12 protein-coding genes are annotated in these 13,949 nt (G+C 64.6%); 8 read left to right on the forward strand and 4 right to left on the reverse strand.

The window, feature by feature from the left end; genetic code table 11:
• The first annotated feature begins 82 nt into the window (after window positions 1-82).
• Window positions 83-2,788, forward strand: coding sequence for a type VI secretion system ATPase TssH (gene tssH / locus HY57_RS12330; protein ID WP_019467267.1), 2,706 nt, complete (start codon window positions 83-85; stop codon window positions 2,786-2,788).
• Window positions 2,785-3,222, forward strand: coding sequence for a type VI secretion system baseplate subunit TssE (gene tssE / locus HY57_RS12335; RefSeq protein ID WP_019467266.1), 438 nt, complete (start codon window positions 2,785-2,787; stop codon window positions 3,220-3,222). The genes tssH and tssE overlap by 4 nt, the downstream gene beginning before the upstream one ends.
• A 112-nt stretch (window positions 3,223-3,334) precedes the next feature.
• Here the strand turns inward: tssE and HY57_RS12340 are convergent, their stop codons facing one another.
• Window positions 3,335-4,018, reverse strand: a complete 684-nt coding sequence (locus tag HY57_RS12340) for an aspartyl/asparaginyl beta-hydroxylase domain-containing protein (protein WP_019467265.1) — start codon at window positions 4,016-4,018, stop codon at window positions 3,335-3,337.
• A gap of 258 nt (window positions 4,019-4,276) precedes the next feature.
• Here HY57_RS12340 and HY57_RS12345 point away from each other — a divergent pair, with 258 nt between their 5' ends.
• Window positions 4,277-4,534 carry a hypothetical protein gene (locus HY57_RS12345; protein WP_019467264.1) on the forward strand — a complete coding sequence of 86 codons (258 nt, stop codon included), beginning with the start codon at window positions 4,277-4,279 and terminating at the stop codon, window positions 4,532-4,534.
• Between the two features lie 88 nt (window positions 4,535-4,622).
• On the opposite strand, the gene HY57_RS12350 is transcribed toward HY57_RS12345, so the two are convergent.
• Entirely contained in the window at window positions 4,623-5,207 is a 585-nt protein-coding gene (locus tag HY57_RS12350) for a TetR/AcrR family transcriptional regulator (RefSeq protein ID WP_019467263.1), read from the reverse strand.
• 116 nt (window positions 5,208-5,323) lie between these two features.
• On the opposite strand from HY57_RS12350, the gene HY57_RS12355 reads away from it, so the two are divergent.
• Complete coding sequence (locus HY57_RS12355) at window positions 5,324-5,977, forward strand: glutathione S-transferase family protein (protein ID WP_019467262.1); 654 nt, start codon at window positions 5,324-5,326, stop codon at window positions 5,975-5,977.
• Window positions 5,978-6,072: 95 nt separating this feature from the next.
• Here HY57_RS12355 and ahpF read toward each other — a convergent pair whose 3' ends face one another.
• Entirely contained in the window at window positions 6,073-7,662 is a 1,590-nt protein-coding gene (gene ahpF, locus HY57_RS12360; protein WP_019467261.1) for an alkyl hydroperoxide reductase subunit F, read from the reverse strand.
• Window positions 7,663-7,816: 154 nt separating this feature from the next.
• The gene (ahpC, locus tag HY57_RS12365) at window positions 7,817-8,380 is read right to left on the reverse strand and encodes an alkyl hydroperoxide reductase subunit C (RefSeq protein WP_019467260.1); all 564 of its coding nucleotides are present in this window, start codon (window positions 8,378-8,380) and stop codon (window positions 7,817-7,819) included.
• A gap of 548 nt (window positions 8,381-8,928) precedes the next feature.
• On the opposite strand from ahpC, the gene HY57_RS12370 reads away from it, so the two are divergent.
• The 4 genes from HY57_RS12370 (at window position 8,929) to HY57_RS12385 (ending at window position 13,934) form a co-directional block, all read left to right on the forward strand.
• Window positions 8,929-9,708 (forward strand): ferredoxin--NADP reductase, encoded by a 780-nt coding sequence (locus tag HY57_RS12370; RefSeq protein WP_430536791.1) that lies wholly within the window; start codon window positions 8,929-8,931, stop codon window positions 9,706-9,708.
• 172 nt (window positions 9,709-9,880) lie between these two features.
• Window positions 9,881-11,797 (forward strand): 1-deoxy-D-xylulose-5-phosphate synthase, encoded by a 1,917-nt coding sequence (gene dxs, locus HY57_RS12375; RefSeq protein ID WP_019467258.1) that lies wholly within the window; start codon window positions 9,881-9,883, stop codon window positions 11,795-11,797.
• Complete coding sequence (ispH, locus tag HY57_RS12380) at window positions 11,794-12,720, forward strand: 4-hydroxy-3-methylbut-2-enyl diphosphate reductase (protein ID WP_019467257.1); 927 nt, start codon at window positions 11,794-11,796, stop codon at window positions 12,718-12,720. The genes dxs and ispH overlap by 4 nt, the downstream gene beginning before the upstream one ends.
• Complete coding sequence (locus HY57_RS12385; protein WP_019467256.1) at window positions 12,720-13,934, forward strand: 1-deoxy-D-xylulose-5-phosphate reductoisomerase; 1,215 nt, start codon at window positions 12,720-12,722, stop codon at window positions 13,932-13,934. Before ispH ends, HY57_RS12385 begins: the two co-directional genes overlap by 1 nt.
• Window positions 13,935-13,949: the final 15 nt, after the last annotated feature.

The raw sequence follows: 13,949 nt of genomic DNA on the forward strand, positions 1-13,949 counted from the left end.
CTTCGGGTCCGGGCTTCGTGCCCACTATGGCGGTCGCACCCGATGGCCTCCTTTGAATCTTCCTTTCCACGAGATGCCTGCGATGACTTCCCGCGACCCTTCAGCGTTTCTACGCCGCCTCAACGATACCTGCGCACGTGCGCTGAGTGATGCGGCCGGTTTGTGCGAGACGCGCGCCCATCGCGACATCGAGGTCGAGCATTGGCTGATCAAGCTGCTTGAACGAGGCGAAGGTGATCTTCTGGCGATCTCGCGCCGTTACGAACTTGACCTTGATGCGATCTGGAACGGTTTGCTGAGTGCGATCGATCGCTTGCCGCATGATCTCCGGGGCAAGCCGGGCCTGTCATCACGGCTCGGTGAGTGGCTGGAGGCCGCGTGGCTGCGTGCCTCTCTGGAAGCGCACGCGGGTGCACCGTCGATCCGCTCGGCGCATCTGTTGGCTGCTCTGGCGGACCAGCCGCATTTGTTGCGCGCACCCGAGGCCTGGCCGCTGTTGACGGTGTCGTCAGCCCAGATCGCGCGGTTGATGCCTGAGCTTGACGTCATCTCCATCGAAGCGCTGGAGGCCTCAGGCGCCGTGGAGGCACCGGTGAATTCCACGGTGAGCGAGCCGGCGGCGGCCAAGGTCGGGCCAGTTGCTCCGCGCACCGGGGCATCCTCGGCGACGGCGAGTGCGTTGAGTCGCTTCACCACCGACATCACGCAAAAGGCGCGGGATGGCCGCATCGATCCGGTGTTTGGTCGTGATATCGAAATTCGTCAGATGGTCGACATCCTGGTACGCCGGCGCAAAAACAATCCCATCCTGGTGGGGGACCCGGGCGTGGGCAAGACGGCCCTTGTCGAAGGGCTTGCGCTGAAGATTGCCGAGGGTGACGTTCCCGCGACGCTTCGCCCGGTCAGCGTACTCACCCTTGACCTGGGCCTGCTGCAAGCCGGGGCGGGCGTGAAGGGGGAGTTTGAGCAACGATTGAAGAACGTCATTGATGAGGTGCAGGCTTCGGCCACGCCGGTTCTGCTGTTCATTGACGAGGCGCACACGTTGATTGGCGCGGGCAACACCGCCGGTGGCGCCGACGCGGCGAATCTGCTCAAACCCGCCTTGGCGCGTGGCGAGCTGCGTACCATCGCGGCCACCACATGGTCTGAATACAAGCAGTATTTCGAGCGCGATGCCGCATTGGAGCGGCGGTTTCAGCGAGTCAAGGTCGACGAACCGAATGATACGGACGCGTGTCTGATGTTGCGTGGCCTCAAAGATCGCTATGCACAACACCACCAGGTGCACATCACCGACGGCGCCATCGGCGCGGCCGTTCGCCTGTCGCGCCGATATCTGACGGGGCGGCAGTTGCCCGACAAAGCAGTGGACCTTATCGATACGGCGGCTGCCCGCGCGCGCATGAGTATGGAGGCGACACCGGTGCCGTTGGCTGCGTGCCAGGCGACTCGCCGGGCCCTTGAGATCGAGCGTGAGGCACTGCGGCAGGATCAGGGGATCCTCGCCGCTCAGGTGACGGAACGGCTGGCGGCGATTGATCAGCAGCTCGATGTATTGGACGTGGAGCAGGAGCGGTTGGCGGAGCGGTGCGCCGCGCAGCGCGAGGCGGTATCGCAATTGCAGTCACTGCGTGAGCAATGGCAAGCCACTGACGACGGCCTCACGCTGCATGCCCTGGAGTCCTCCATCGGGGAGCTGCATCGCTCGCTGTCGAAGCGTGGCGCGGAGGCGCTGGTGCATGCCGAGGTCGACGAAACCACGGTCGCCAGTGTGATCGCTGATTGGACGGGTGTGCCCGTTGGCAGCCTGCTGGAAGACGAGTTGGAAACCTTGCTGGAGCTCGAGGCGCGCATGGGGCGCGTGGTGGTGGGGCAGCGCGATGCGTTGGCGACGCTGGGGCAAAACCTGCGCGCGGCCAAAGCGGGCCTCACGTCCGACCAGGCGCCGCTCGGCGTGTTTCTATTGGTTGGCCCCTCGGGTGTCGGCAAGACGGAAACGGCACGGGCGTTGGCCGACCTGATGTTTGGCGGGGAGCGAGCGCTCATCACCATTAACCTTTCCGAGTATCAAGAAGCCCACACGGTGTCCCAGCTCAAGGGCTCTCCGCCGGGCTATGTGGGCTACGGGCAGGGCGGCGTGCTGACGGAAGCGGTGCGTCAGCGGCCTTACAGCGTGATCCTGCTCGATGAGGTGGAAAAAGCCCATCGCGACGTCTTGAACCTGTTCTATCAGGTCTTTGACCGAGGCGTGATGCGGGATGGTGAGGGGCGAGAGATCGATTTCCGGCACACCGTTATTCTGATGACGTCCAACCTCGGTAGCGACGCTATCCTGGCCACGGCAGCCACCCTGCGGGATGCCGGGGGCGAGGTCACGTCTGGCCAGCTTATGGAGGTGATTCGTCCCGCGCTGGTGGATCACTTCCAGCCGGCACTGCTCGCGCGCTTTCAGACCATCGTTTATCAGCCACTCGCGACCGACGCGCTGGCCGCCATCGTGCGCATGAAGCTGGCCACCGTGGCGCAGCGCATCGCGCAGCGGTTCGGGGCTGCGATGCGGTGGGACGATGCCTTGATCGCCACCCTGGTACGCGCCTGTCAACTGCCCGATGCTGGCGCACGCCTTATCGACCACCTGCTGGATCAGCAGATTCTGCCAGTGCTCTCGCGCGAGCTGCTCGTACGCCAAGCGCATGATGTGCTGCCGTCGTGCTTCCGTCTCGGTTACGCGGACGACGAAGGCGTGACGGTGGACTTCGATGCGACCATGGAATTGGTGGCGTGAGTCGTGGCGGGCCGGGATTGTTCGAGAAGGTGACTGGGTACTTCGCCCATGGCGCGGCAGTGGACGACTTCGACCCGGCGACGCAAACGTTCTTGTCGGTGCAGGACAACATTCAGCGCATTCTCAACAGTCGTCGCCACGGGCTATTGCATCTGCCAGATTATGGTCTGGATGATCTGACCGAGGTGTATCGGGATCTGCCGGCTTCCACGTTACGCCTCAAGCGCGTGATGGAGCAGACGTTGCTCACCTACGAGCCGCGCCTGAAGGCGGTCGATATCGACATCGCGGATGCCGAACCGGGGATGCTCTTGAGCTTCATGATGACCTGTCATCTGCACCAGGCGGGGCTGGTGCGGTTTGGCACGCATTTTCAACCGGACGGCAGGACGCGTTTGACGCTGCTCAAGGGTGAGCGGGATCGCTATGGATAAAAGCGATGCTCGCGCCGCCATCCTCTGCTGTGCAGCGACATTCCACTGCATCCGTGCGGACGCGTCGCCCTGACGCTTTGCGGCGGTCTTGTGCCGCCCCTATGGAAGCCGGTCAGCCGTAGCCACGCCACCGCGCGACCATGCCGACCCCCTTGGTGACCGCGCTCGACAATAGGCGCAGGTCCAGCGGCATGCCTGGGCGATGCACGTCCAGCAGCAGCGCGATGCGGGTCTGTTCGCAGTGGTTCCACACTTCGTGCGGATAGGTGTCGTCCCACAGCAGTTGTTCGCCATTGCCAAGGCGGTGCTCTTCGCCGGCCAGCCACAACACGGCAGCAGGCCGTCCATCGTCGGCGAGTGGGGCCTCCAGGTTGAGCTGGTAGCGCAGGATGCCCCGGAATGGTCCGCAATGACGCGGGATGTGCTTGTGTGGCGCCAGAAAAGACAGGGTTGCCGACAGCACATCGGGGCACGCGGCCAGCAGCTCGGACAGGAACGGGCAGTGCGCCTGGTTCGACGCAATGTCCTGTCCGTAGACCCTGAGCAGGAACATCCGCCAGTCACGCCCATCGGTCGCTGATATCTCCGCCTGCGCCGGCATGATCTCGTGGAAGCGGGGAATTGGCTGGGCGCCTTCCAGGATCGCCATCGCCTCGCCGCGGATCACCTCCCATGCATTCTGGAAGCGCCGACCGTCGGGGAAGCAGGTGTCCAGGTCCAGCACGGGCGGCGTGTTGATGCGGGCGTCGTACAGGCGGCGGATGGCCCGTGATGACAGCTCATAGAGCGAATCCATCTTCGGTTTCCTTTGTTCTTCTTCGCGGTGGGCGCGCTCGCCAGGAGGCCGCCCGGTCGCCTTGTCTGGTAGTCGGTGTCTGGCACGGTAGCGATGGCCAGCTCCTCGTCATGTGAACGCGCCAGGCGGACGCGGGCCGACACGAAAATCACGTGAATTCAGATCAAGAAAGTCTCCTTTTTGGCTGATTTTCTATAAGATTTTTCTTGTATTTTACGTGACGTCACGTAAAGTATGCGCAAACGAGGAGGATGCGCCATGGTTGACCCACTAGATCCGGGCACGCTTGCTTTGCCCCTGACGTTCAAGCGTCCGCGCGGGCGTCCGCGCAAGCCCAATGCACTGACGGCGGCGGAGCGCGCGCGTCGTTACCGTGCAAGAAAGAAAACACTGGCGACGCACGTCGTGTCATTGGCGGTGCACAGTGACGTGGTGCGCGAGCGCGACGAGGCGCTGTTCCAGGTAAAGCAGATGCGCGCCGAGCTGGAGCGCCTGCTGCTGCAGTTGCAGTCATAAAACGGGCCGGCTGCAGCGGCACGCTGCTGTGCGGGTCATCACGACGGCGTGGCCGCTGCGGGCGGCTGCACGCCCGTGTGTCGCCCGATCAGGCGTTCAGCAGAGCCAGTGCCTGGTGCCTGGCGGAGGCGCGCAGCGAGCGACGCAGGCCCGGGTCGTTGGTGGTGCGCGCCAGCACCATGCCGCCCACGCACAGGGACACCATGGATTCGGCGCGGCGATCCGCATCGCTCGCGCCCTGGAGTGCACAGCGGTACACCTCGCTCATGCCACGGATCAGGTCGGTATACGCCTGCTGCGGTTCGAGCCCCGCCCGCGCCACATCCGATGGCAGCGCGTATAGCGGGCAATGCATGTTGATGTCGTCCAGCACTTCATCGCTGAGGTAGAGGTCCACCAGCATGTACGCGAGACGGCGTGGGTCGTCGAGCGGTACGCCGCCCCTGGATACCTTCACCGAAAAAGGATTGCACGCAGCGAAGCTCGCTACGGCGGCGGCGTATAGCTCGTCCTTGCTTTCGAAGTGATGGTAGAACGCGCCGCGGGTCAGTCCGGCCTCGGCCATGATCTGATCGATGGTGACCTGCTGGAAACCATGGCGGTTGAACAGGCGCCGTGCGGATTCCACGATGCGTGCGCGCGTCTGGGCCTTGTGTTCAGGGCTGTAGGGCATGGCGAGTACCTCCTGCCTGTGGGTATAGCAGCACCCCAGAATATGTTCTTTAACATAATTTGGCCCTGCGTATGCTGGGTCGCCGCAGGTGGCAACTCACACCAACGGAGGACAGCATGAAGATCTACTGGATCAAGGCACAGGCGCCGCGCCGGGTGTTGGCCCTGGTGAAGCATCTCGGGCTCAAGGCCGAGTTCGTCTGGATGAATGCGAAGGTCGGCGCCATGCGGCAGGCCGACTACGCTGCGCTCAATCCCAACTGCAAGGCGCCGACGCTGGTCGACGGTGACTTCGTGCTGTGGGAGTCGTCGGCCATCATGGCTTATCTCTGCCACAAGGCAGGTTCGGACATGTGGCCAGCGCACCGGCCTGATGAACAGGTGCAGGTGCTGCGTTGGCTGTCATGGAACGACAATCACTGGGCCCGCGCCGTGGGCGCGTTCTATTTCGAGCACGTGGTGAAGGCCACCTTCGAGCTGGGGCCGCCGGATCCGAACGAGCTGGAGCCGATGATGCCGCAGGTGAGAAGCCTCGCTGGCATCCTCGATGGCTGGCTCGAAGGGCGCGACTTCGTGGCCTGCAACCGGCTGACCGTCGCCGATTTCCAGCTTGCTGCCATGGCATGCGATTGGCGCCGGGCGCAGATGCCGCTGGCGGACTATCCGAACATCGTCCGCTGGCTGGATGGGTTGGACCGCCTGCCAGCCTGGGCCGATCCGTGGCCGGTGACAGCCGGGTCAGGACAGCCGTCGGATGCCGTGGTGGCCTGAAGGTTGCCGCACATGGGCTGCGTTCGCGCATAAAAAAAGCCCGGCCCGGCGAGCCGTGAGGGGGCGGCTACGCGGGACCGGGCGGTGAAGCAGCGTCAGGCGGCGACGCTTTCCTTCGCGGGCTCATCCACCGGCAGGCGGATCAGGTAGTCGAAGGCACTCAGCGAGGCCTTGGAGCCTTCGCCCATCGCGATGATGATCTGCTTGTAAGGCACGGTGGTGACATCGCCGGCGGCGAACACGCCCGGCACGGACGTCTCGCCACGCGCGTCCACCTCGATCTCGTTGCGCGGGGACAGCTGGACTGTGCCCTTCAGCCAGTCGGTGTTGGGCAGCAGGCCGATCTGCACGAACACGCCCTCGAGCGCCACCTGGTGATGCTGGCCGCTCGCGCGGTCGGTGTAGTGCAGTGCCGTCACCTTCTGGCCGTCGCCGGCTACTTCCGTGGTCTGCGCGCTGACGATGATGTCCACGTTCGGCAGGCTGCGCAGCTTGCGCTGCAGAACGTCGTCCGCGCGCAGCTTGCCGTCGAACTCGAGCAGGGTGACATGACCGACGATGCCGGCCAGGTCGATGGCCGCTTCCACGCCGGAGTTGCCGCCGCCGATCACCGCCACGCGCTTGCCCTTGAACAGCGGGCCATCGCAGTGCGGGCAATAGGTGACGCCCTTGTTGCGGTACTCCTGTTCACCCGGCACGTTCATGTTGCGCCAGCGGGCGCCGGTGGAAAGGATCACCGTCTTCGCCTTCAGCGTGGCGCCGTTGGCGAGCCGCACTTCATGCAGGCCGCCTTCGGTGGTGGCCGGAATCAGTTGCTCCGCGCGCTGCAGGTTCATCACGTCCACGTCGTACTCGTGCACGTGCTGCTCCAGCGAGGCGGCGAGCTGCGGGCCTTCGGTATACGGCACGGAAATAAAGTTCTCGATGGCCATGGTGTCCAGCACCTGGCCGCCGAAGCGCTCCGCCGCTACGCCGGTGCGGATGCCCTTGCGCGCCGCATACACGGCCGCCGCCGCGCCGGCGGGGCCGCCGCCGACCACCAGGACATCGAACGGCGCCTTGGCGTTCAGGCGTTCGGCAGCGCGTTCATGGGCGTTGGTGTCCAGTCGCGCGGCGATCTGCTCGATCTCCATGCGGCCGGTGTCAAAGAATTCGCCATTGAGGAATACGGTGGGAACCGCCATCACCTGGCGCTCGTTTACCTCGTCCTGGAACAGTGCGCCGTCGATGGCGACGTGCGAGATGTTCGGGTTGAGCACGCTCATCAGGTTCAGCGCCTGCACGGTGTCCGGGCAGCTGTGGCAGGACAACGACATGAAGGTCTCGAAACGGAACTGCCCGTCGAGGTTGCGCACCTGTTCGATCACGTCCTGCGTGGCCTTGGACGGGTGGCCGCCCACTTGCAGCAGGGCCAGCACCAGCGAGGTGAACTCATGACCCATCGGAATGCCGGCAAAGCTCACGCCCACGTCGGTGCCGACGCGGTTGATGGTGAACGACGGCTTGCGTGCCGCCGTGCCGTCGAGGCGCAGCGAAATCTTGCCCGACAGCGGGGCGATGTCTTCCAGCAGCGCCTTCAGCTCCTGCGAGCTCGCGCCAGCATCGAGGGAGGCCACCAGCTCGATCGGGTGTACGACCTTTTCAAGGTAGGCCTGCAGTTGGGACTTCAGATCGGCATCCAGCATGGGTGACTCCGTCGTTTATTCGGGGTGAGCGCCACCGGCACCCGGGCCTGGCCGGGCGTTGCGCGCTTTGGAATTCGGAAGTTGGACCCGGCAGGACGCCGGGTCCGGTGCGGCCCGATGCAGCGGGCCGCAAGACAGTGATGCAGTGGTGAACTTAGATCTTGCCGACAAGGCTGAGCGACGGCTTCAGGGTCTTGTCGCCTTCCTGCCACTTGGCCGGGCACACTTCACCCGGGTGGGCGGCGACGTACTGCGCGGCCTTGACCTTGCGCAGCAGCTCGGAAGCCGAGCGGCCGATGCCGTTGTCGTGGATTTCGCACAGCTTGATCTGGCCTTCCGGGTTGATCAGGAAGGTGCCGCGCAGGGCCAGGCCCTCTTCTTCGATCATCACATCGAAGTTGCGGGTGAGGGTGCCGGTCGGATCGCCGATCAGGGTGTACTTCACCTTCTTGATCGCATCCGAGGTGTCGTGCCACGCCTTGTGGGCGAAATGCGTGTCGGTGGACACGCCATAGACTTCGACGCCCAGCTTCTGGAACTGCTCGTAATGATCAGCCAGGTCTTCCAGCTCGGTCGGGCAGACGAAGGTGAAGTCGGCGGGGTAGAACACCACCACGGACCACTTGCCCTTGAGCGAGGCATCGGTCACATCGATGAACTGGCCGTCCTTGAAAGCACTGGCCTTGAACGGTTTGATTTCGGTATTGATCAACGACATCGTTGTTTTTCCGTCGGTTGTGGTTGGTGGAAGCCTAAGAATACGGGTTTGGCTTCAATAGGTCTAATTGATTGTTGGGATGATGGTCATTGACAGTGGCTATGGCTGTCCGGTCATCCCGATCACGCGCACCAGCGAGCCCGCCGCACCTGTTGCATCCATGCAGCGTGGCATCGCGATCGGCGGGTGCAAGGTAGCGCGACGATCCGCCCTGGTCAGCGCGGGCTGTCATCGATGCGGTGGTGGCGATGTGTTTGTTGCGCGCATGCGTGGCATGAAACGCGGCGGGTCTTGCAGAGGGATGACAGCGATGTCGATCGTGTCGCGTTAGCAACTGCAACGTGATAAACGCGTGACGATTTGTGCTTTTACGCCATGGGCTTGCATGAAAGCGGCGATAGACGAAAGAGATCGTCGCGCAGGATTGACTTCAGTAGGTCCGTACTTGTACCTAGACAATAACGGTCAAGCCACTCGACGCCAGCCAGACCCGTCGCGTCGAAGGGTGTGGTCGCGTGCAGGCATCTCTTCACTTGGCAACGGTGGCTGTGATGGTGGCATTGGCGACGGAATATGTGATCGAAGTTCACCACTGGAACGACAGTCTTTTCAGTTTCCGTACGACGCGGGACCCGGGGTTTCGGTTCGACAGCGGCCACTTCGTGATGCTTGGCCTGGAAGTGGAAGGCAAGCCCCTGTTGCGCGCCTATTCGATCGCCAGCGCCAACTACGAGGAACACCTGGAGTTCGTCAGCATCAAGGTGCCGGACGGCCCGCTCACCTCGCGGCTCCAGCACCTCAAGCCCGGTGACCCCATCATCGTCAGCCGCAAGCCCACGGGCACGCTGGTGCTCAACGACCTCAAGCCCGGCAAGCATCTGTACCTGCTGGGCACGGGCACGGGGCTGGCGCCGTTCCTGAGCATCGTGCGCGACCCGGAAACCTACGAGCGCTTCGACAAGATCGTGCTGGCACACGGCGTGCGCCGCGCCAGCGACCTGGTGTTTGCCGAGTACCTGGAGCAGCAACTGCCGCGCCACGAGTACCTGGGCGACCTGGTGCGCGAGAAGCTGGTCTATTACCCCAGTGTCACGCGTGAACCATTTCACCATCGCGGGCGTCTTACGGATGCCATCGTGGATGCACGCATGAGCGACTTCGCGGGGCTGCCGCCGCTGGATCCGGGCACGGACCGCGTGATGCTGTGCGGCAGCCAGGCGATGCTGGAGGACGCCAGCGCCTTGTTGGACGGTCGCGGATTCCAGGCGTCGCCGCGCACGCGCGAGCCGGGTGATTACGTGATCGAGCGCGCCTTCGTCGAAAGGTGAATGCAGGCAAGGAGGATGCAGGATGGATCGGGTGATCCCGGCGGTGTAGCCGATATCAACCGATGGTAGGTGGCAGCGTCATGTCGCTGCCGGAAGCGGCCAGGGCAGGCACAAGTGCTCACAACAAAAACCGTCTGGCTAGAGACTCCGGTAGCCCCGAGGAGAGTCCGTCGTGTACGAGTTGCTACGAACCATCGATTCACCGGCGCAGTTGCGAGAACTGGACATGCCGGCGCTCCACCAGCTGGCCGGCGAGTTGCGCGCGTTCATCCTGGAAAGCGTGTCGCGCACCGGCGGCCACCTGTCCTCCAACCTGGGCAGCGTCGAGCTCACCATTGCCCTGCATTATGTGTTCGATACGCCGGGTGACCGCCTGGTGTGGGACGTCGGGCACCAGTCCTATCCCCACAAGATCCTTACCGGCCGCCGCGAGGCGATGGGCGGCATACGGCAGTTGGGTGGCATTTCCGGGTTCCCGCGGCGCACCGAGTCGGCGTACGACACGTTCGGCACGGCGCATTCCAGTACGTCGATCTCCGCGGCGCTGGGCATGGCGCATGCGGCGCGCCTGCAGGGCGAGCCGCGCCACAGCATCGCGGTGATCGGCGATGGCGCGCTCAGCGCCGGCATGGCCTTCGAGGCCATGAACAATGCCGGTGTCACCGAAGACATGCCGCTGCTGGTGGTGCTCAATGACAACGACATGTCGATCTCGCCGCCGGTGGGCGCGCTGCGTTACTGCTTCGGGCGCCTGATCTCCGGGCGCTTCTACCAGCACGCACGGCGGGGTGTGCATTATGCCTTGCGGCCGATGCCGCCCATCAGCCACCTGGCATCCCGGCTGGAGTCGCAGATGAAGGGCATGGTGGTGCCTTCGCCCCTGTTCGAGGAGTTCGGTTTCAACTACACCGGTCCCATCGACGGGCACGACCTCGACGTGCTGATTCCCGCATTGCAGAACCTGAAGACCCTGCGCGGTCCGCAGTTCCTGCACGTGATCACGCAGAAGGGGCATGGCTACAAACTGGCGGAGGCCGATCCTATCCAGTATCACGGGCCGGGCAAGTTCGACCCGACCATCGGCCTGGTCTCCTCCGCCAAGGCGTCGCGCAAGAGCTATACGCAGGTGTTCTCCGAATGGTTGTGCGACGAGGCGGCGCAGGATCCGCGCATCGTCGGCATCACGCCGGCCATGCGCGAGGGCTCAGGACTGGTGGAGTTCGAGAAGCGTTTTCCGGAGCGCTATTTCGACGTTGCCATCGCCGAGCAGCATGCCGTGACCTTTGCCGCCGGCTTGGCGACGGAAGGGCTGCGGCCGGTGGTGGCGATCTACTCCACCTTCCTGCAGCGCGGTTACGACCAGCTGATCCACGACGTGGCCATCCAGAACCTGCCGGTGGCATTCGCCATCGACCGCGCGGGCATTGTCGGCGCGGATGGCGCCACCCACATGGGGGCGTTTGATCTGGCCTACCTGCGTTGCATCCCCAACCTGGTGGTGATGGCCGCCTCGGACGAGAACGAGTGCCGCCAGATGTTGCACACCGCCGTGCATACCCAGGCGCCATGCGCCGTGCGCTATCCACGCGGCACCGGCCCGGGCATAGCCACGGAAGCCGAGATGACCGTGCTGCCCATCGGCAAGGGCGAGGTGCGTCGTCACAGTGGCAAGGCGGCAGGCCAGCGCGTGGCCATGCTTGCGTTCGGCTCGATGGTGGCGCCGAGCCTGGCCGCGGCCGAGGCGCTGGATGCCACGGTGGCCAACATGCGTTTCGTGAAGCCGCTGGACGAGGCGCTGGTGCGGCAGCTGGCGCAGACCCACGACGTGCTGGTGACGGTGGAGGAGGGGTGCCTGCAGGGCGGCGCCGGCTCCGCTTGTCTTGAATGCCTGTCCGACGCGGGCGTCAGCGTGCCGATGTTGCGCCTGGGGCTGCCCGATGAGTTCATCGAGCACGGCGATCCGGCGGGCCTGCTCAATCACTACGGACTGGACGCGGACGGTATCCGTGCATCCATCCAGCGCTTCACCGACAAGGTACTGGGTGCCGGGCCGAGTTGCGCCGTGGCAAGGGAGGCGCGTTCCAAATGAAGGTGATACTCGCCCAGCCACGCGGGTTCTGCGCCGGTGTGGTCCGCGCCATCGACATCGTCGAACGCGCCCTGCAGCGTTTCGGCGCGCCGGTGTACGTGCATCATGAGATCGTGCATAACCGGCACGTGGTCGATGAGCTGCGCTACAAGGGCGCGATTTTCGTCGACGACCTCGCCGAGGTTCCGGAGGGTGCGCATGCGATCTTCAGTGCGCATGGCGTGGGGCGTTCCGTCGAGGCGCTGGCGGCACGGCGCGGCCTGCAGGTGCTCGATGCGACCTGTCCGCTGGTGTCCAAGGTGCATCACCAGGGACAGCGCTACGCGCAGGAGGGGCGCACGGTGATCCTCATCGGGCATGCCGGGCACCCCGAGGTGGTGGGCACGCTCGACCAGATCCCCGGGCCCGTGGTGCTGGTGCAGAGCGTCGACGAGGCCGAAGCGCTGGATTTCCCCGAGGACGCACCGCTTGCCTATGTTTCGCAAACCACGCTGAGCGTGGATGACACCCGGCGCATCATCGATGTACTGCGTCGGCGGTTCACCCGGCTTTCCGGGCCCAGCGTGGGCGACATCTGCTATGCCACGCAGAATCGCCAGAGCGCGGTGCGCGAGCTGGTGGGGCAGGTGGACGTGATGCTGGTGGTCGGCTCGCCCAACAGTTCCAACTCGCGCCGGCTGCAGGAAATCGCCGAGGAACTTGGTACGCCCGGTTACCTGCTGGCCGATGGCAGTGAACTTCAGCCGTCATGGGTGTCGGATGCGCGTACCATTGGTCTGACGGCAGGGGCCTCGGCACCCGAGGCCTCCGTCGCCGACGTGATCCGTGCCTTGCGGCAGCTGGCTCCGGTCGAGCTGGTCACCATGGAAGGGCGCCGCGAACGTGCGGTGTTTCCCCTTCCGGTGGTGCTGGAGGCCGTGTGATGAGCATGCAGCGTCTTTCCATTCTTGGCTCGACCGGATCCATCGGCACCAGCACGCTGGACGTGGCGGCGCGGCATCCGGACCGCTTCCGTGTCTTCGCGTTGACGGCGCACCGGCAGATCGACCGGTTGTTCGAACAGTGCAGGACCTTCCTGCCCGAGGTCGCCGTGGTCGGCGATGCCGAGGGCGCGGCCGAACTGACGCAACGCCTGCGCACGGCCCGCCTTTCCACCGAGGTGGCCTATGGCCCGCAAGCCTTGAGTGCCGTGGCCAGCGCGCCGGGCTGCGATACGGTGGTGGCTGCCATCGTGGGTGCGGCAGGCCTTGCCTCGTCGCTGGCTGCCGCGCGTGCCGGCAAAAAGATCCTGCTCGCCAACAAGGAGGCGCTGGTCATGTCCGGCGCGCTGTTCATGCGCACCGTGGCCGAGCATGGTGCCACGCTGCTGCCGCTCGACAGCGAACACAATGCGATCTTCCAGTGCCTGGGTACGGGCGCGTGCCGCAGCGCGGGCGTGGGAGTGGAGCGGTTGATCCTCACTGCATCGGGTGGTCCGTTCCTTCATCGGGAACTGGCCTCGCTCGATGACGTGACGCCCGATCAGGCCTGCAAACATCCCAACTGGGTGATGGGACGCAAGATCTCCGTCGACTCCGCCACCATGATGAACAAGGGGCTGGAGGTGATCGAGGCCCGCTGGCTGTTCGACATGCCGCCCGGGCGCATCGAGGTGCTGATCCACCCGCAGAGCGTGATCCACTCGATGGTGGCCTTTGCCGACCAGTCGGTGCTGGCGCAACTGGGCAACCCGGATATGCGCACGCCGATTGCGCATGCCATGGCCCATCCGGAGCGCGTCGATTCGGGCGTGGCGCCGCTGGACCTCACGCGCATGGCCGAGCTGAGTTTCCGTGCGCCGGATCTGGCCAGGTTTCCCTGTCTGCGACTGGGCTTGCAGGTATTGCGTGACGGATGCGCCGCCAGCGTAACGCTGAATGCCGCCAATGAAGTGGCCGTCGATGCGTTTCTGCACGAACAGATTCGCTTCACCGACATCGCCCGCGTGGTGGAGCAGACGCTGGACCGGTTGCCGGCGCTTGCTGCCTCGGCGCAGCTGGACGACATTCTTGCGGCCGATGAGCTTGCGCGCGTGACCTCGCGCCAGATCATGGCGCAGCTGCCCGCCCGGCGGGCCGTGGCGAAAGCCATTCATTGACGTGATGCGGAGACG

The organism is Dyella japonica A8 (assembly GCF_000725385.1).
Taxonomy (GTDB): domain Bacteria; phylum Pseudomonadota; class Gammaproteobacteria; order Xanthomonadales; family Rhodanobacteraceae; genus Dyella; species Dyella japonica_C.

What these genes read in the sequence shown, in the direction of transcription:
- tssH (WP_019467267.1), top strand. Translation starts at nt 83, where the DNA reads ATGACTTCCCGCGACCCTTCAGCGTTTCTACGCCGCCTCAACGATACC.
- HY57_RS12340 (WP_019467265.1), bottom strand. Translation starts at nt 4,018, where the DNA reads ATGGATTCGCTCTATGAGCTGTCATCACGGGCCATCCGCCGCCTGTAC.
- HY57_RS12345 (WP_019467264.1), top strand. Translation starts at nt 4,277, where the DNA reads ATGGTTGACCCACTAGATCCGGGCACGCTTGCTTTGCCCCTGACGTTC.
- HY57_RS12350 (WP_019467263.1), bottom strand. Translation starts at nt 5,207, where the DNA reads ATGCCCTACAGCCCTGAACACAAGGCCCAGACGCGCGCACGCATCGTG.
- HY57_RS12355 (WP_019467262.1), top strand. Translation starts at nt 5,324, where the DNA reads ATGAAGATCTACTGGATCAAGGCACAGGCGCCGCGCCGGGTGTTGGCC.
- ahpF (WP_019467261.1), bottom strand. Translation starts at nt 7,662, where the DNA reads ATGCTGGATGCCGATCTGAAGTCCCAACTGCAGGCCTACCTTGAAAAG.
- ahpC (WP_019467260.1), bottom strand. Translation starts at nt 8,380, where the DNA reads ATGTCGTTGATCAATACCGAAATCAAACCGTTCAAGGCCAGTGCTTTC.
- ispH (WP_019467257.1), top strand. Translation starts at nt 11,794, where the DNA reads ATGAAGGTGATACTCGCCCAGCCACGCGGGTTCTGCGCCGGTGTGGTC.
- HY57_RS12385 (WP_019467256.1), top strand. Translation starts at nt 12,720, where the DNA reads ATGAGCATGCAGCGTCTTTCCATTCTTGGCTCGACCGGATCCATCGGC.